Raw genomic sequence first — 19445 nt, forward strand, 5'->3', positions numbered from 1 at the left:
CACTCTCCTTATTTTACCAAGTAGTCTTTCATCTCTTCCAGAGAAACTGAGTGAATAGTCGCTGAACCGAGCTCTGGCACCAAGACCAATTTCAAGGTATTGCCACGCGCCTTCTTATCATGAGTCAAAGCCTGATAAAGCTTATCTACATCCCAGTTTTCATAGTCAACAGGCAAACCAAACTTCTGGCACATCTCTGTGATAGATTGGGTTATACCAGCTGGCATGAGGCCCTTTTCCTCAGCCACCTTGGAAATCTGTACCATTCCCATGGCCACAGCTTCACCATGCATGACTTTTCCATAACCGGCAGTTGCTTCAATGGCATGACCAATAGTATGGCCAAAATTGAGGTAAAGGCGAACACCATTGTCCAACTCATCCTCAACCACCATCTTGCGCTTAACCTGACAAGAATGTTCAATCAAGGTCTCCGCATGCTCCAAAATGCTCTCTAAAGTACCATCTAGCTCCATCAAGAGAGCCCAAAGTGCTGGATCTTCAATCAAGCCATATTTGATAACCTCACCCATTCCTTCAATCAACTCTCTTTTTCCGAGCGTTTCAAGGACAAGCGGGTCAATCAGAACCCCATCTGGTTGGGTAAAGGTCCCCACCATATTTTTAGCAAATGAAGTATTAACACCTGTCTTTCCGCCAATAGACGAATCCACCTGGGCAGTTAAACTAGTCGGAATCTGAACAAAGTGAATGCCCCGCATATAGGTAGAGGCTACAAAACCAGCCAGGTCCCCAACGACACCACCTCCGAGAGCCACGATTCCATCGCTACGAGTCAAACCCTGCTTAACTAAAAATTCATAGACTTTCTGAACAGTTGTCAGATTTTTCCGTTCTTCGCCTTCTAAAAAGTCAAAAACAGCTACCTGAAAACCAGCATCTTCTAGGCTGAGCTTGACCTTCTCAGCATAAAGAGAGGCTACATGGTTGTCTGTCACAATGACTACCTTTTGTGGTTGCCAGAGTTCTCGCAACCATTGACCAGCCTGAGCCAGACAGCCTTTTTCAATCTGAATATCATAAGGATGATGAGGAATATCGATTCTGATTTTCATAGGAGAGTCTCCTTTTCTTTATTGGTATTTTTCTGTTAAGGACTGCCAAATCTCTTCCGTAGGCATTTCCTTTCCTGTCCACAGTTGAAAAGCTTCTGCAGCTTGATAGAGCAACATTCCCAGACCATTGACTGCTTGATTTCCCTGCATCCTAGCCCACTTCAAAAATGGGGTTTCAAAGGGTTGGTAAATAATATCTGCTACTAGGAGAGTTTCTGATAGGACAATGTTTTCAGGAACTGGAGATGATTGACCATCCATCCCTACACTTGTCGCATTGACCAGTAAATCCGACTCAGCAATCCTTGCTTGCAGTTCAGGAACATCTTCTAAAGCATACAAGTCCACTTTAAAGCCTGTCTGTTCCTGTAACTTGTCTAGGTAAGGTCTTGTTTTTTCCATAGAAACTGAACGAACAAAAACTGAAATCTGGCTAACGCCATCCAAAATAGCTTGTGCCATAATTGACTTGGCCGCACCACCTGCACCCAGCAGGGTCATCTTCTTACCTGAAATTGTAAAAGAAGGCAAGCTCTTAAAAAATCCCTTGCCATCTGTATTATATCCAATTAAATTGCCATTTTCATTGACAACCGTATTAACCGCACCAATCAAGCGCGATTCGTCACTCAGCTCATCCAAATAAGGAATCACCTGCTCCTTATAGGGCATGGACAGGTTGATGCCAAACATCTGGTAGCGACGAATATTGACCACTGTTTCTGCCAAATCACCCGCTTCAATCTCCCAAGCCACGTAAGCACCATTGGTAGCTGTCGCCTCAAAGGCACTATTGTGGATAAAGGGGGAAATAGAATGCTTAATAGGATTGGCAACAACGGCAGCTAAACGTGTATAGCCATCAAGCTTCATCCAAAATCTCCCGAATTTTTTTCATGTTAGCTAAGGAAATCTGACCTGGGGCACTGGCCTCATCTAGACTAGCAAAGGACCAGCTAGAACCAGTCACATCTGCAGTTATACGAGAGACCTTGCCCACCTTGCCCATAGAAATGGTCACATATTCCTGCTCAGGATTGAGGGTTTTAAAGCCTCGTGTATAGTTCATTAAGTCTAGCACATCCTGCTCCGTGTGAGCCATCACCGCAACCTTAACAAGTTTTGGATTTAAGCTCGTCAACTCTGACAAGATTTCCATCATATTTTCAGGTGTTTCTTGGAAATTGTGGTAACTCAAAACGAGATTTGGGAAGTCCAGCATTTCCTCAAAGACATCCTTGTAGCTGTAGTACTCAAAATCAATATAGTCTGGTTGATAGAGTTGCGCCACTTCCTTGATTAGATGGATATATTCTTCCGGAGAAAGGTCAATTTCTCCCCCTTCAGCGCGAGTTCGCAGAGTGAAAACCAACTCACGACCTGCAAATTTTTCAAAAATAGCTGGAGCTACCTGCAAAATCGCTTCTTTAGGCAGATAATCGGCTCGCCATTCAATGATGTCGGCATCCAGATACCTCGTGGCATCAAGTGCCTGTGCCTCCTCTAAACTTCTTGGCATTACTGAAACGATTAATTTCATTTACTAACCTTCATACTAATCACCTTGAGGTAATTACTACTTTCATCTTTTTTATTATAGGCGAAATCTGCTGGAAGACCGTATTTATTTAAAATCTGGTAACTTCTTCCTGCAAAGCCTTTATCAATTTGTTCTGTAAATTTCTGGCGGGATACATTGGCAGCATTGGTACTGGCAATAATAATACCGCCCGGATTTAAAATCTCAAGACTCTGGAATATCAACTTGTGATAATCCTTGGCCACAGAGAACGTTTGTTTTTTGTTCCGAGCAAAGCTAGGCGGATCTAGGACAATTACATCATAGGTCAAGCCTTTTCGCTTGGCATACTTGAAATACTCAAAAACATCCATAACTATAAAACGATGGTCGTCTGTGCTGATTCCATTAGCCTGAAAATGCGCTTGAGACAATTCTCGTGAACGTTTAGCTAGGTCAACCGAAGTAGTCTGGCTTGCTCCTCCCATGGCCGCAGCCACTGAAAAGGCTGCTGTGTAGGAAAACATATTGAGCAAGGATTTACCCATAGCCAACCCATCAACTAGACTACCACGAACTTCATGCTGATCTAGGAAAATCCCTGTCATCAAGCCATCATTCATAAAGACTTGATAGAGGACACCATTTTCCAAAACAGTGAAGAAGTCAGGTGCTTCTTGACCATAAACATGGGCAGATTCATAGTCCAAACCCTTAAAGCGGATCTTCTCATAGGTTCCTAAGACCTCAGGAAAAACCTGTCTAAAGGCTTCTGAGATGGTCTGACGAATCTGATAAACATAAGAGTTATACCAAGAAAAGACAGCATAGTCGCCATAAAGGTCCACTGTCAGACCGCCAAAGCCATCTCCCTCTTGGTTGAAGAGACGAAAGGCTGTTGTCAATTCATCTTGATAGTAGGCTGTTCTCTCTTCTTTAGCTTGTCTAAACAGCGTTTCAAAGAAAGCTTGATTGAAGGTCACCTTGTCTTTGCTGACAAACCAGCCCAAGCCCTTGTTTTGCTGAGAAAGATAGGCAGTCCCTAGAAAGTTTCCATCTTGACTATGAACTTCTACTTCCTGATCCTTAAGATTGACATTCTCAAGGTCGCTAGCTTCTAGTAAAACTAGTCCTTTAGCGAGCTTCTTTTCAACCCTTTTGCTGACTCTTATTCTATTCATAGTCACTATTATAGCAAATTTTGTGACAATTCTCAAAAAAGAAACTACCCTTGCTTTTTTACTCTTCTTTTAAAAATGGTATACTAATACTAATAAAAACTTAGGAAGTAATTGTGTGAGAATAACAATAAAAGATGCTCTTCCGTCTTGGAGGAGCATTTCTTTTTATAAAATTTATCAATCAAGCGACCAACTATCTCATCTTTTTTCTATTTCTGCCAATATGCGTGATAGGTAGTAACGATAACCAAAAATAGCAAGAGCAAGTAGAAGGATAAGAGCTCCTACTCCCAAGCTGATTGCAAGGACAGGGGAGAGAGACTGAACCAAGAACAAGCTTATAATGACTAAAATCATTAATATAACACTATAAATTAAGAGTAAAACTATTGCTACTATACGATTTGAACGGTTCACCAAGTCCGTAATGCTACTCCAATTGGTTGACAGATTTTTCACATCCTTAAAGTAGTGGTGGCAAGAAAGGATGACACTGGCAAGGGTCCAGACTACAAGAAGGTAAATCATCGAAAGCATGGGCAAGCCTAGATATAGAGAAAGACCAAGTAAAATCAGAACTGGTAAAAAGGACTGGACAGCAAATATAATCCAAAATTTCACTTTCACATAACGAGCGAAGTCAAAGGGTAAACTCTTCAGAAAATCAACATTTTCCCTCTCTAAGGACAAGGCAATTGCAGGCAGGCTGGTGATATTGTTATTGACAACTGCTATAAACATTCCTACAAAAAACAAGGGTAACCAGTATGGAGGATGAATATCTGGAACTATCTGATAATCTCGGAGGTTAGAAATCAGACCAATCATCATGAGATAAGGAAGAAAAGCACTTGTAAAAAGCACAGTAATCACGCCAGTCCCCTGTCCCAAGAGAGAGAGGTTGTAGCGCAAAACCATGCGGAAAAATCCCTTTTTAGTAGTTGAAATCCTCTCCTTGCTGCGACGTTCTTTCTTGACCTTCTCCTCACTGTTAAGCAGAATCACGTCATAAAAATGAGGAAAAACCTTCTTTTTGGTCAGGTAAAGCAAGAAAACAGTTAGAATTATCCAAGCGAGCAGACCCAGGATGGCTTCTGTCGAAAAAGGCTCCACTGCTATTTTGTAAAAGAGATGAATAGGATAAAGAAGAAGTGGAATTTCTTTAGTCTGATTACCTATACCTCTAGAAGTGGACTGGACAAAGAAGACAAATAATAAAGGTATGAGAACCCCTATCCCAATCATCACATTCGCAAAAATAGACTGATACTTTCTAAAAAGCGCAGTTTGAGCCAAGAAATGCACTGCCACTATCATCACTAAAGCCAAAGAGACAAATAATAAGGCCAAGGACAGCAGCATCAAAGGAAAACCCAGCCACAGAGAAGGAGCTAGCCTAATGTAGAGGACTAGAAAATAAGCTAGGATTGGTATAATTCCAGCTAGAGCTGGCAAGAGGACAGACAGACCTTTGGCAATTATAATCTCTGATTCTTTAAAAGCATAGGGCCTATACGATGCCAAGTCCTTACTCTCATAAAAGACATTGTAAAAAGCTGTTAAAGAAGTTGAAAAGACAAGCAGCAGTAAAAAAGAAATCATTCCACTAAAATAAATGGGGTTTTCCTCAAAAGGAAAATGAATGGCTATATTAGTAAAAGCGATGAGCACCAAGAGACTAGAAAAAATGTAAGAACTTAGGACTCTAGCGGAAACATTTACTTTTTTCCCAGGATTTTTAGCTTGCTTCTTTCGTAGGTTAGCCAGATTAGCTTCTTGAGATGAATAGAGGATATTGATATCCACTAATTTTTTAATGACCTTGAGACGCATCTGAAACCTCCTCTTTTCTACCAGCAAGGCTAAGGTAGATACTTTCCAAAGACTGGTCTGGGTTGTCTTTTCTCAAGTCCTCTACGCTACCACAATAAATCAAATGTCCCTTTTTCAAAATGGCAATCCGATCACAGACTTGCTCAGCTACCTCTAGGACATGAGTTGAAAACAAGACCGTCTTCCCTTTTTGTGCATGTTCCTTCATCATTTTCTTCAAATCAAAGGCAGCCTGAGGATCTAAACCAGTCAAGGGTTCGTCCAAGACCCAAATATCAGGATCAGACAATAGTGCTCCGATGACAAAGACTTTCTGACGCATTCCGTGAGAAAGAGTTTCAATAACCTGATAGCGATTTTCAGCAAAATCAAAAACACTCAATAGCCTAGCTAGACTAGCCTCCAAGTCAGAGCTAGTCAGATCATAGGATGAGGCGATCAATTCCCAAAATTCATTAGCTGTTAAGCGTAAAAATAAGTCAGGCGAGTCTGCTACGTAGCCAATCTTTCGTTTGATAGCCAAGCGATTTTCCGATAACTCCTGACCGTCTACCAAAATACGACCACTACTTGGTGAAATGATACTGACTAGAGACTTTATGGTGGTCGATTTTCCAGCCCCATTATGGCCAATCAAGCCCATAATCTCTCCATTTTCAATCTGCAGATTGAGATTGCTCAAAGCCTCTTTATCACCATACAACTTACTAACATTTTGAAATTCAATCATAAGAAATCTCCTCTCTTTATCTATGTAATTCACTATAATTATAGCGCTTTCATTTTAAAAATCAACATTTTATATAAAATAGTCAAAAACTTATTATTCAGTTTTACGCAAACGTTTGAGCTAACCGATACTTTATGATAGAATAAAGAACAAGATTGACAAGTAAGAGGAAACATCATGCAAAATCAAACACTCATGCAGTACTTTGAATGGTATCTGCCCCACGACGGTCAGCACTGGACGCATCTGGCTGAAGATGCTCAACACCTAGCTGATCTCGGTATCAGCCATGTCTGGATGCCACCAGCTTTTAAGGCAACCAATGAAAAAGATGTAGGTTATGGGGTCTATGACCTATTTGACCTAGGAGAGTTTAACCAAAAAGGAACTGTCCGCACCAAGTATGGTTTTAAAGAAGACTATCTTCAAGCCATTCAAGCCCTAAAAGCACAGGGAATTCAACCTATGGCCGATGTGGTGCTCAATCACAAGGCTGCTGCTGATCACATGGAAGCCTTTCAAGTTATCGAAGTGGATCCGGTTGACCGTACAGTTGAACTTGGGGAACCCTTCACCATCAATGGCTGGACTAGCTTTACCTTCGATGGTCGCCAAGATACCTACAATGACTTCCACTGGCACTGGTACCACTTCACCGGTACAGACTATGATGCCAAACGCCGCAAGTCTGGCATTTATCTCATCCAAGGAGACAACAAGGGTTGGGCAAATGAGGAATTGGTCGATAATGAAAACGGTAACTATGACTACCTCATGTATGCCGACCTAGACTTTAAACATCCTGAAGTCATCCAAAATATCTATGACTGGGCTGACTGGTTCATGGAAACGACTGGTGTAGCTGGTTTCCGCTTGGATGCCGTTAAACACATTGACTCTTTCTTCATGCGCAATTTTATTCGTGATATGAAGGAAAAATACGGTGAGGATTTCTATGTTTTTGGTGAATTTTGGAATCCTGACAAGGAAGCCAATCTAGACTATCTTGAAAAAACGGAAGAACGCTTTGACCTTGTCGATGTTCGTCTCCACCAGAATCTCTTTGAAGCCAGTCAAGCTGGCGCAAACTATGACCTTCGTGGTATTTTCACAGATAGCTTGGTTGAACTCAAACCTGACAAGGCTGTGACTTTTGTCGACAACCACGATACCCAACGTGGTCAGGCTCTTGAGTCTACTGTTGAAGAATGGTTCAAACCAGCAGCCTATGCCCTCATTCTATTACGCCAAGATGGCCTTCCATGCGTCTTTTACGGTGACTACAATGGGATTTCAGGACAGTATGCTCAACAAGATTTCAAAGAAGTCCTTGACCGCCTCCTAGCTATCCGAAAAGATTTGGCTTATGGAGAACAAAATGACTACTTTGATGATCCTAACTGTATTGGTTGGGTACGCTCAGGTGCTGAAAATCAATCCCCAATCGCAGTCTTGATTTCAAATGACCAAGAAAACAGCAAATCAATGTTTGTCGGCCAAGAATGGGCTAACCAAACCTTTGTAGATTTACTTGAAAACCACCAAGGTCAAGTTACAATCGATGAGGAAGGTTATGGACAATTCCCTGTCTCAGCTAGATCCGTAAGTGTCTGGGCAGCCAATACAATCTAATAGTTCATAATATTCAAGCCAGGTCCAATCGGATTTGGCTTTTTTGCATTCACAAAAAGACCTACCCAAATGGATAGATCTTTACTTGATTACAATTTACCTGCTACTGCATCCAACAATTCTTGGATTTTAGCTTGGTTGCTTCCTCCTGCCATGGCCATATCTGGTTTACCACCACCACGTCCATCGACGATTGGTGCTAATTCTTTGACAAGGTTTCCTGCATGAAGGTCTTTTATCTTACTTGCTACAAGGACATTGACTTTGTCACCGATAGCAGCAACTAGGACAAGAAGATCAGAGTAGTCTTTTTGTTTCCAGTTGTCCGCAAAGGTACGAAGGGCACCTGCATCTGATACAGAAACTTGACTAGCAATGTAACGGTGACCATTGACTTCTTTAACGTCCTTGAAGATGTCTCCTGCGGCTGCAGCTGCGGCTTTTTCTTTCAACTCAGCATTTTCTTTTTGCAATTGACGAAGTTGTTCTTGAAGTCCTTCTACCTTGTGAGGTACTTCCTTGACTTGAGGTGCTTTCAAGGTTGCTGCGACTGCTTTAAGAGCATCTTCTTGTTCACGGTAAGCTTCAAAGGCTTCCTTACCAGTCACTGCCAAGATACGACGAGTTCCTGATCCGATACCTTCTTCTTTGACAATCTTGAAGAGACCAATCTCAGAAGTGTTGCCAACGTGGGTACCACCACAAAGCTCGATAGAGTAGTCACCGATAGTGACAACACGGACTTCCTTGCCGTATTTCTCACCAAAAAGGGCCATAGCACCCATTTCTTTGGCAGTGTCAATATCCGTTTCAACAGTTTCTACAGCAATGGCTTCCCAGATTTTTTCGTTAACTTGCTGTTCAATCGCACGCAATTCTTCAGCAGTTACTGCTTGGAAATGCGTAAAGTCAAAGCGAAGGAATTCGACTTCGTTAAGTGATCCTGCTTGTGTTGCGTGGTTTCCAAGGATATTGTGAAGGGCAGCGTGAAGCAGGTGAGTCGCAGTGTGGTTTTTCATGACACGGTGACGACGATTGCTATCAATTGCCAAGGTATATTCTTGGTTCAAGGCAAGCGGTGCAAGGACTTCAACTGTATGAAGAGCTTGTCCGTTTGGTGCTTTTTGAACATTTGTCACAGTAGCTACAACCTTACCTGACTCATCCAAGATTTGTCCATGGTCAGCTACCTGTCCACCCATTTCAGCGTAGAATGGCGTTTCCGCAAAGATAAGAGAGGCAGTTCCTTCTGATACAGCTTCTACTTCTACATTGTCAGCCACGATAGCCACCAATTTAGAAGACAATTGGCTAGCATTATAGTTGAAGACACTTTCTACAGTGATGTTTTGAAGGGTTTCATTTTGCATACCCATTGAGCCACCCTTGACAGCTGACGCACGCGCACGTTCTTGCTGTTCTTTCATGGCTGCTTCAAAACCTTCACGGTCCACAGTCATACCAGCTTCTTCAGCGATTTCTTCTGTTAATTCAACTGGGAATCCATAAGTGTCATAAAGTTTGAAGACATCTGAACCAGCAATGACAGATTGACCTTTTTCTTTCAAGTCTGCTACGATGCCTTGGGCAAAGTGTTGACCTGAGTGAAGGGTACGGGCAAATGATTCTTCTTCGCTCTTAACGATTTTCTCAATAAAGTCACGTTTCTCAAGCACTTCTGGGTAGTAGCTTTCCATGATTTTTCCAACAGTTGGAACGAGTTTGTAAAGGAAAGGCTCGTTGATCCCCAATTTTTGACCATGCATAGAAGCACGACGGAGAAGACGACGAAGGACATAACCACGACCTTCATTTCCTGGAAGGGCACCATCACCGATGGCAAATGAAAGAGAACGGATATGGTCAGCGATAACCTTGAAGCTCATGTTGTCGCCATCTTGGTCGTAGACCTTACCAGACAATTTCTCCACTTCACGAATGATTGGCATGAAGAGGTCTGTTTCAAAGTTTGTCTTAGCTCCTTGGATAACTGCCACCAAACGCTCCAAACCAGCGCCCGTATCAATGTTCTTGTGTGGCAATTCCTTGTACTCACTACGAGGAACAGCAGGGTCTGCGTTAAATTGTGACAAAACGATGTTCCAGATTTCGATATAGCGGTCGTTCTCAATATCTTCTGCAAGAAGACGAATACCAATATTTTCTGGGTCAAAAGCTTCTCCACGGTCAAAGAAGATTTCTGTATCAGGTCCAGAAGGTCCAGCACCGATTTCCCAGAAGTTGTCCTCGATTGGAATCAAGTGGCTTGGATCCACTCCTACTTCAATCCAGCGGTTGTATGAATCTTTATCGTCTGGATAGTAAGTCATGTAAAGTTTTTCCGCTGGGAAATCAAACCATTCTGGGCTTGTCAAAAGCTCATAAGCCCAAGTGATAGCTTCGTCACGGAAGTAATCCCCGATAGAAAAGTTCCCCAACATTTCAAACATAGTATGGTGACGTGCAGTCTTCCCTACGTTTTCAATATCGTTGGTACGGATAGCCTTTTGCGCATTGGTAATACGCGGATTTTCAGGGATAATGGTCCCGTCAAAGTATTTCTTAAGGGTTGCTACCCCAGAGTTGATCCACAAAAGAGTTGGGTCATTTACAGGAACCAAGCTCACTGATGGTTCTACTGAGTGACCTTTGGTCGCCCAGAAATCAAGCCACATTTGGCGTACTTGTGCACTAGATAGTTGTTTCATATTGTCTCCTTATTTACTTGTTTAATGTGATTGGCTTTCCAGCATTTCCACATAGTCAATCGCGACACAGAGGGAAATAACTAGGTCTGCATAAGCGTCCTCAAGAACCGTTACGGTATAGGTAGAGGTCAGATGAAAGAGTTCTTTCCTGATTTCCGCAATCAGCTGATCGCGATCATCCAGCAATTTGAAATTCAAATCCCAGATATTGCCCTCGATACGAAGACCTAGATTATCAAACTCATACTTATCTCGCCAGAAGGTCAACTTCTTACGAATGACAAAACTTGAGCCATCCCGAAGCTGAATCTCAAAACGAGGAAGCAAGGTCAAGATTTCTTTACTGATCTGACTGACTTGTTCACCATTAACATCATAGATGGTAAAAGTTTTGGGAATCTTAAAAAATGATCCCTCTACCTGATAGGCGATTTCTCCCCTGTCATCCTTGATAGCGAAGCGTTCGCCTCCAAGACGAAACTTTTGTTTGACAAGAAATGTTTTCATCAACACCTCCAAAAATCAAAAGACAAGTTCATATCACGAAGGGCGAAAAACCGCGGTACCACCTTCATTCAATGAACTTGTCATTCTCTTGTTCTTATGCAATTGTATGATTGAGTAGCATGAATTCCTAGCTTAGATGGCTCGCAGCACCGCCACTTCTCTGGACTAAGACAACTGAAAATCAATTCTCAACTTTCTTATTATATCGTTTTTTTAATCTTGCGTCAACTGGAAATGATTCCTATTTAAATAACCCATTCCCTACATCTCAGATTACTTTTTCAGAATATATTTTTTCTTACTGCTATCACTCTTTTTATCCCAACTTTTATCCCAAAGTTTTGAATTGTTAAAGATAGCTACGAAAATATTTGCAAATATAAAGAACCCTATCACCAAATGTATGGAATCAGTTGTTAGGTATTGTCGATCCAAACCATCCTTTAAATGGAATAGTATAATTGTTTCGTCAACAATCAAAAAGGTTGGCCAATAAAATTTTTTGAAAAAAGTAGATATTTTCATTATTTATTACCGCTTTCTGTAAGGTTAAACTTAGTATACTACTGGGAAAGAAAATAAGCAACTATCATAGAAAAAGATACCGTTACGAAAATTGCCTTCTATTTTAAAAACACCCCACGGTATGAACCATGAAGTGTTATAAATGCTGTATTGTATCTGGTTCTTAACGTTTTGAGAACTGGCTATCTTTACGATCTTTCTTAAGACCTAGTTTGATAAATAAGGGTTTTACTTCATTTCAAAATCCCTCTATAAAAGAAATTCGAGAAATTCTATACTTAAGAATTGTACTATATTTGATTGGAGAGGGAAAATATATATTCTATAATTCATTAGCCACTTTTAAATAATAATTACCGTTTCTCACTATATTATTTAATAAGGTAAATATAGTCTAATTTTTGAAATCCAATTTTTGACAATTTGAAATAATTTCTTCCCAATTATTTGCTGATTTAATGATTTTACATATTTCTGTGTATTTAAGTTTTGTTTTAAATTCACTAAGGGTAATATTTGAATTTTGTCTCATTGTGTCCCAATACTTATCAGCTCCAAGTAAGCCTTTCTTTATCCCTTTTTTATGAAATAATTCATCTTCAGCTTTAACTATATAATTATAAGCATCTTTTAAAACCGATTCTGGTATTTGTACAATCTCTGCAATCCACAACATCAACTGAGGACATCGAATTCTACCTAATTCGCAGTCTTTAAAGCACTCCTTGTCTTTCATCTTGCTAAATTTATATTCAAAATACGCTTCTGCGAGATGAAATTTTTGTGATGGATTAGGTACATTTCCATGTTTAAAATATCCTTCAGCATTTTGACCATATCCCATAAATGATAATTTATCCGCTAAAAATTCACATTCATTAACATCACTGAAATTAATGAGAGAATCTGGAATATTATTAAAATTTTTATTGATTATTGTTTGAAAATCTTTTTGTTTCATTTTTTCTCCATCCTTATCCTGTATCGTTTTCTATATTGTCAATACATCTTATCTTTTCTGTTTCTTCATTATCTCATCAAAAATAATACCACTCAGCCATTCACTGAAATCAGAATTATTTGTCCATTCCCCAAATAATTGCATATTATCCCACATGATTATTCGAAAGACATCACTTAATGCTGTTTCATACTCCCGTTTAATATTTTCTAAATCTGAATTTTTTAAAGCATTTCTAAACTTTTCATTTTTCATAACCATATCTGGTAATTCTTTAATTTGACGAGCGACATTGTCCTTATCTTTCCATTTGATATTACCATAGACATCATTAAAAGTCGTAATGATATTTTCAAGTGAATCTAGTTCTAATCGTCCTTTTCTTCCTGTACCGATACCTAATCCTTCAACAGTTCCATCTTCATCCTCTAAAATGATCGCCATCGTTGTTTTCTTTTCCAGACGGTAGCTTTCCAAGTCAATAGAATCCAAGATCCCCTGTGAAAAATCCTTACCTTTAGGTGTTGGCAGCCGATGAATTAACTGCTCAAAAAAAATAACTTTCTTTTCCCATTCCACTTGACCAATAGAAAGAATAGAAGCTATAAAATTGTAGGTTCTAATGAACGATTTAACTCCACTCTTGAACGCTACTTGCTCTTCCTCAGTTAATGCAACATATCGTTCAACAACACTATCAATGATATGATCAATCTTACTTCTTGAACTATTTTCTAAGAAAAGTTCCACTACTGTATCTACTTCATCCTCTTCATAAACATACATTCCATCAAGTATACCTAACAGATTATTAAGTTTGTTTGGATCTGTTTCTTCTTCCAATTTTGTTTCACGATAATAAGGTTGGAAGGCTTCTTGAATATGTTCTGGTTTGTTTGCAAAGTCGATCACACATGTGTCAATTTTATATTTAGCACTTCTATTCAGACGAGATAATGTTTGAACAGCCTTTACATCATTTAACACCTTGTCAACATACATAGTATGAAGAAGTGGCTCATCATATCCTGTTTGATATTTATCCGCAACAATCAAGAATTTATACTTATCTTCTTTGAATCGTTCTGGTGTTTCTTTATCTGAAAATCCATTCAGGCTTGTTTCTGTAACGACCTTACCTTTGTACTCTTTTTCTCCTGAAAAAGCAATTACTGCCTCAAAACCAGTGTTTGAACGTTTCAATATATCGCTAATAATATTATAGTACTCAATAGCACGAAGAATACTCTGCGTTATAATCATCGCTTTTGCTTTTCCATTTATTTTTGAAGCGACCGAAGTCAAAAAATGATTAACCATTACTTCCGCTTTTTCTCGAATTGGAAACTCTTGCCCCTCAACATAGTTTCTGATTTTATATTGAGATTTCTTTTTATCAAAATCAGGATTGCTTTCTATAGTTTTATAGACCTTATAATAGTTTTCATAATGCGTATAGTTCTTTAAAACATCTAAGATAAAACCTTCTTCAATCGCTTGTTTCATAGAGTAGAGGTCAAAGACACTGCCAAACATTTCAATTGTTTTAGCTTTTGGAGTTGCTGTAAAGGCAAAGAAGCTAGCATTCTCAGGCATTTTTCTTGCTTCAATGAGTTCATTCAAATGATCCTCCATATCTTTATCATCTGTCGAACGGCCTCCTGAGACTGCCATATTGAGAGAAGCAGCAGCTTTACCACTTTGAGAAGAATGAGCTTCATCAATGATAATCGCAAAGTTTCTTCCTTGTAAGTCTGTTCCAATCTTCTCTAGGAGATAAGGAAACTTTTGTACAGTAGTAATAATGATTTTTTTACCATCTGTCAATAAGTTTTTCAAATCTGTCGATGAATTAGCATGACCAACAATACTCTTCTCATCAATAAACTTACGAATATTCGCTTCAATTTGCTTATCCAAATTCAATCGGTCTGTCACAACAATCACAGAATCAAAAGCCTTCTTATCATTGTAGCTCACTTCTACAAGACGATAAGCAAGCCATGTGATGGAATTACTCTTTCCACTGCCAGCACTATGTTGAATCAAATAACGGTTCCCAACACCATGCTCTTTTACATCCTCTACCAAACGAGTTACTGCCCGATACTGATGATAACGTGGAAAAATCAATGCCTCAGTATGTTTAACTTTATCCACTGAAATATAAGCGAAATCACGAATCAGACTGGTCAATGTCTCTTTCTTCAAGAACTCTTTCCAAAGATAGTCTGTCATAGTCCCTGATAGATTGATAGGATTCCCAGAGCCTCCAGTTTCTGTTCCCTTATTAAAAGGCATGAAACGAGTATTTTTGCCATCTATCCTAGTCGTAAAGCTGATGAAATTCTCATCAACTGCAAAATGAGCCATACATCGTTTAAAGGTAAATAATGTTTCCTTAGCATCACGGTCATTCTTGTATTGTTCTTCAGCGTCTTTATATGTCCACCCTGAGCTAGAGGCACGACTCTTAAGCTCCATTGTCATAATCGGCAAACCATTGATCATAATCGCTAAATCCAACTCCAACCCTCGATTCCTGTCAGAATAAGTCAGTTGGTTAGTAACGGCAAAAATATTAGTTTTAAACTCTTCATATGAGCTTAGTCTCTTAGGGTCTAACGCATGATAAAAGATAATCGTCCCTGATGAAGGGTAACACTTAATTCCATTTTTAAGGATAGATACAATTCCTTCCTTACGAATTTTAAAATCGAGTTGCTTGAGAAACTTATCCTTACCTACTGGTGTATCAAGAGATAAAATCTCATACTCACTTGGTTGTGATTTCTGAATAAATTCTAACAGCCTCACTTCATCAAAAGCATACTGCCGATTATAAGCACCTTTCATCTCATTATTATCAATATAGATATACCCGTTCTTCTCCACAAGATATTCAATGATATTGGTTTCTAACTCTTCTTCCATTTTTGTATCCCGTATTCCCATAAAAAGTACCTCCTATTCTTTTATTTCTTCCTCATCTGTTGAGACATCAATGTCCACTTTTTCATAAGATGGAATAACAACGTTACGGACGTCTATCTTACCGGTCACTACCTCTGATATAAGGGAGGTTTTAAGAGATTCCAGATTTGAAATTACTTGATATATTGTCTCATTACAATCTTCAACAGCGATACCAATCTTTTTTATTAGATTTAATACCCTTCTTTGTTCTTCAATTTCTGGTAATGGAACTACAATATTACAAAATTTTTCAGAATATACACGCCATTTCATTAATACAATCCCTTTGCCGTTCTTATACAATTCTGACTTAAATTTATTAGTTCTAAAAAGATAATGATAGTATTCTGGGACAACTTTTGTTAAATCTGGTTTATACACATCATAAGCTGGACTTGTGACTCCATTATATCTAGACACTCCAATCGCTCCCATCCAACACAACATAATATTTACAACAATATCCTGTTCGCAAACGTTTTTATAATTTTCTACAGTTGTGTTTTTATTCCCTGCAGTCTTCTTTACATCCTTATTTCTTATAACTCCGATCTTAGAGTACAAAGAAAGTAGTTCGACTTCATTTTCTGTTAAATGATTTCTCTCATCTCTTAGTTTAAAAATATTTTTAATTTTTATCTCTATCGAATTTCGAGGAATATTGTCATACCAATCTGAGAGGCTACTGTCATTAGAATTATTAAATATTATTTCTTCTATCTTTACTTTTTCCCATTCTAATAACCTTTCTATTTTTTCCGTTTCCAAAGCAATCAATTGATCAATCTCATTAATTTTCCAATCTAGGTATTCTACAATTTTCTTCTGTTCATCAAAAGATGGTATAGGAAGTACATATTTACCAATATTATTCAACGAAACTCCATTACGATCTCCATTAGTAAACATAGAATAAAAAGTATTAAAAGATTCTGAACGTATGACGTAATAAATAAATTTATCACACTGTTCATAAGTTTTTATTGAACATAATTTATTTCCAAATGTTACTTCTTCAGTTGAGAAAGCTACTTTTCTTCCACCACTTCCACCTTCAATACACACAAGAGTAGAACCAGGAGCACTGACTTTAAATCGTGTATCGTTATAAGGGACAAAAATATTAGAGCTATGGACAATACTCATATTTATTGCATTAATATCCGCAGTTGTAATAAATTTTCTTGAATTTTCGTTTGATGAATATTTCCTTTTTTCATCATCTTTTATACTATTTCCTGTTTTGTAATTGGAAATACGTTTTAAGGAACCATAATCCCAATGTTCAGGAACTTTCTCCAGCCAAGGTAGGTCAACTTTCTTATACCGTTCGTACCTATTCATATAACCCCTCCAAAACGCTTGCCATCATGCCATCTGATTGTTTTTCTAACTCTTTGATTCGAGCAACAATGGTTTCGACGCTTTCTAATTGTTTTGGCTTGTAGAAGTACTTGGTGAAGTTTATCTCATAACCAATTTGTGTCTTTTCTTTATTGACAAAAGCATCTGGATGATAAGGTAGTACTTCTTGGGCGATAAAGGCATCGATACCCCCTTTATAAGTCATCGGTATGTTTTCTGTATCAGTTAAATTTGTATCAATGATAACATTCCCTTTACTATCTGTTTGCAACTCCGCATTTTCATCTTTAACAATGATATTATCTAACATCCCTATTGATAATGCTTTTGCAAAGTTTGCACCTTTGATATTATAGGCTTTAAGAGCCTTATTAAAGTTCTTCACAAATGTTGAAAAGTCAAGGTAGAGTTCCTCTTGCCCAAAAGATTGTAATACAGCCAAGTAGGCTTTGATGTTCTCAGTTTTTTTGAGTTCTAAAAGAGCAGCTTTCGTGTCTTTAAGTCCACTATTGGATAATTTAGATTTATCAAGGTTTCCTTCTAAGGCACCGACGGCTGTTAATGTCGCTTCTAATTGTTGAAGGTTAGTTTGATTGAAAAGAACAGCTTGTCTAAGTGGGCGTTCCACTGTCACCTTGTAGTAACCGAAGTCTTCGTTATTGAATATTTTTGAATACTCGCTTTCTTGAAAATTGAGGTATTCATCAAGAATGAACTGACGATTCTCTTCTGAGAGTTCACAGTTTTTCTTACCAAGGTTCTTCCGTAAGGAAGTCTTAATACTGCTGGCATCGATTAATTGGATTTTTCCTTTACGCTTTTCTTCTTTACGATTGCTGAGAATCCAGATATGCGTTGTAATTGGTGTGTTATAGAATATGTTCTCTGGTAACTGAATAATAGCTTCGATAAGATCTTCTTCAATCATATAGCGACGAGCATTACTCGCCCCACTGCCTGCATCACCTGTAAAAAGGGCTGAACCGTTATGTACTTCGAGAATGCGAGATCCTAACGCTGTCTCTTTCATCTTAGCGATATTATTCAATAAGAATAGCAACTGTCCATCACTGACATCTGGAAGCATACGGAAGTCTGCTTGTTCTTTGTAAGATTTGACAAAACGTGAATCCATCACACTTTTTTTAGATTTATCGTCTGTTCCTCCACCCAAGATAGTGAGATCTGTTTTCCAGTTCTTCCCATAAGGTGGATTGGATAGCATAAAGTCAAAATGCTCACCCGAAGTTTGGTCGTAAGATAGGGTTGAGCCATAGAAAACTTTATTTGCATTGGTGTCCCCACCCTTGATCAGCAAGTCGGCTTTAGAGATGGCATAAGTTTCTGGATTGACCTCTTGTCCGAACATGTGAATCGATAGAGACTTGCCTGTTTCTTGAGCAAAAGTCTGAAGTTTTTCCTCTGCTACTGTAGCCATTCCAAGTGTTCCACAGGCTCCATCATAGATAGAATATGTCCCATCTTTCAACTTATCAAGAATCGGTACAACAGCGATGTCAGCCATCAATTCAATAACATCACGAGGAGTAAAGTGCTCCCCAGCTTCTTCGTTATTTTCCTCATTAAACTTACGAATCAACTCTTCAAAAAGTGTTCCCATAGCATGGTTATCTAACCCTTTTTTTATCACTTCACCTTGCGAATTCAACTCATCATAAGGACTAAGATTTAACTCTGATGATGTAAATTTTTCAATGACAGAACCTAGGATGCCTGCTTCTGTCATCTTAGTTAGCTGATTATTGAAGTCAAACTTTTGTAAGATTTCCTTTACGTTTTCTGAGAACCCATTCAAATATTCCTCAAAATTTTTCTTAAGATTTTGACGGTTTGTTTCGTGTTTTAAATCTTTCAGCTGAAATTGTGATGTATTGTAGAATGGCAAGTTCACAGCTGTTGCCAATGTTTTTTCAACATCCCACCCTTCTTGTTCTGCTGTCTCTTTAACTTTCATAATATTCGCTTTTTCTTTTTCGATAATAGTATCAAAACGGCGAATAACAGTCATGGGAAGAATAACATCACGGTATTTCCCTCGAACGTAGACATCTCGCAAACAATCATCTGCAACAGACCAGATGAAACTAACAAGTTTATTGTACTCCAATGCATTATATGAACTATCCATTTAATTATCCTCCAAATTAAATTTTTCAATCGTAATGATATCTCCAATATCACTGTCTAGTTCCCTACAAATTTTTCCAATAACTACTGGAGAAACAGCTTCCCCTTTTACCATTTTTGAAATAGTTGTTGGTGAGATTCTAGTTTTAGCCATTAGATACCTCCAAGAAACGCAAAAAGCCTACTGGATTTTCAGTAGGTTTCAGTCTATATTTTTTACATTTTTTTATTAGGTTATATATATATATATATGCATTTGCGTAGTCTGGCTCATTTTGAACTCC

15 protein-coding genes are annotated in these 19445 nt (G+C 38.6%); 1 reads left to right on the top strand and 14 read right to left on the bottom strand.

Features of this window, described 5'->3' with window-relative positions:
- Nucleotides 1-8: 8 nt before the first annotated feature.
- The 6 genes from aroB to FJN11_RS07780 form a co-directional block, all read right to left on the bottom strand.
- On the bottom strand, nt 9-1076 hold the full coding sequence (gene aroB, locus FJN11_RS07755) for a 3-dehydroquinate synthase (RefSeq protein ID WP_140224262.1): 1068 nt from the start codon (nt 1074-1076) through the stop codon (nt 9-11).
- Between the two features lie 18 nt (nt 1077-1094).
- Nucleotides 1095-1949 carry a shikimate dehydrogenase gene (locus FJN11_RS07760; protein ID WP_140224263.1) on the bottom strand — a complete coding sequence of 285 codons (855 nt, stop codon included), beginning with the start codon at nt 1947-1949 and terminating at the stop codon, nt 1095-1097.
- A complete protein-coding gene (gene aroD / locus FJN11_RS07765; RefSeq protein WP_042900899.1) occupies nt 1939-2616 on the bottom strand; it encodes a type I 3-dehydroquinate dehydratase in 678 nt (225 codons plus the stop codon). Before aroD ends, FJN11_RS07760 begins: the two co-directional genes overlap by 11 nt.
- A complete protein-coding gene (locus tag FJN11_RS07770; protein WP_181146398.1) occupies nt 2613-3776 on the bottom strand; it encodes a class I SAM-dependent rRNA methyltransferase in 1164 nt (387 codons plus the stop codon). The genes aroD and FJN11_RS07770 overlap by 4 nt, the downstream gene beginning before the upstream one ends.
- A gap of 198 nt (nt 3777-3974) precedes the next feature.
- Nucleotides 3975-5609, bottom strand: a complete 1635-nt coding sequence (locus FJN11_RS07775) for a hypothetical protein (RefSeq protein WP_140224264.1) — start codon at nt 5607-5609, stop codon at nt 3975-3977.
- A complete protein-coding gene (locus tag FJN11_RS07780; RefSeq protein ID WP_000569200.1) occupies nt 5590-6339 on the bottom strand; it encodes an ABC transporter ATP-binding protein in 750 nt (249 codons plus the stop codon). Before FJN11_RS07780 ends, FJN11_RS07775 begins: the two co-directional genes overlap by 20 nt.
- Before the next feature lie 177 nt (nt 6340-6516).
- Here FJN11_RS07780 and FJN11_RS07785 point away from each other — a divergent pair, with 177 nt between their 5' ends.
- Complete coding sequence (locus FJN11_RS07785) at nt 6517-7971, top strand: alpha-amylase (protein ID WP_140224265.1); 1455 nt, start codon at nt 6517-6519, stop codon at nt 7969-7971.
- An 89-nt stretch (nt 7972-8060) separates the two neighbouring features.
- Here the strand turns inward: FJN11_RS07785 and alaS are convergent, their stop codons facing one another.
- The 8 genes from alaS to FJN11_RS07825 form a co-directional block, all read right to left on the bottom strand.
- Nucleotides 8061-10679 (bottom strand): alanine--tRNA ligase, encoded by a 2619-nt coding sequence (gene alaS, locus FJN11_RS07790; RefSeq protein ID WP_140224266.1) that lies wholly within the window; start codon nt 10677-10679, stop codon nt 8061-8063.
- 21 nt (nt 10680-10700) lie between these two features.
- Nucleotides 10701-11186 carry an LURP-one-related/scramblase family protein gene (locus tag FJN11_RS07795; RefSeq protein WP_140224267.1) on the bottom strand — a complete coding sequence of 162 codons (486 nt, stop codon included), beginning with the start codon at nt 11184-11186 and terminating at the stop codon, nt 10701-10703.
- 273 nt (nt 11187-11459) lie between these two features.
- Nucleotides 11460-11711: a hypothetical protein gene (locus FJN11_RS10855; protein WP_004259830.1), complete on the bottom strand. Its 252-nt coding sequence runs from the start codon at nt 11709-11711 to the stop codon at nt 11460-11462.
- 394 nt (nt 11712-12105) lie between these two features.
- Nucleotides 12106-12672, bottom strand: coding sequence for a hypothetical protein (locus tag FJN11_RS07805; protein ID WP_049552455.1), 567 nt, complete (start codon nt 12670-12672; stop codon nt 12106-12108).
- A 48-nt stretch (nt 12673-12720) separates the two neighbouring features.
- Nucleotides 12721-15627 carry a type I restriction endonuclease subunit R gene (locus tag FJN11_RS07810; RefSeq protein WP_140224268.1) on the bottom strand — a complete coding sequence of 969 codons (2907 nt, stop codon included), beginning with the start codon at nt 15625-15627 and terminating at the stop codon, nt 12721-12723.
- A 12-nt stretch (nt 15628-15639) separates the two neighbouring features.
- Nucleotides 15640-16992: a restriction endonuclease subunit S gene (locus FJN11_RS07815; RefSeq protein ID WP_049552457.1), complete on the bottom strand. Its 1353-nt coding sequence runs from the start codon at nt 16990-16992 to the stop codon at nt 15640-15642.
- Complete coding sequence (locus FJN11_RS07820) at nt 16985-19162, bottom strand: type I restriction-modification system subunit M (protein WP_140224269.1); 2178 nt, start codon at nt 19160-19162, stop codon at nt 16985-16987. Before FJN11_RS07820 ends, FJN11_RS07815 begins: the two co-directional genes overlap by 8 nt.
- Nucleotides 19163-19315 carry a helix-turn-helix domain-containing protein gene (locus FJN11_RS07825; protein ID WP_080978383.1) on the bottom strand — a complete coding sequence of 51 codons (153 nt, stop codon included), beginning with the start codon at nt 19313-19315 and terminating at the stop codon, nt 19163-19165. It abuts the gene before it with no gap.
- Between the last annotated feature and the right edge of the window lie 130 nt (nt 19316-19445).

It is taken from the genome of Streptococcus symci (assembly GCF_006385165.1).
GTDB lineage: Bacteria > Bacillota > Bacilli > Lactobacillales > Streptococcaceae > Streptococcus > Streptococcus symci.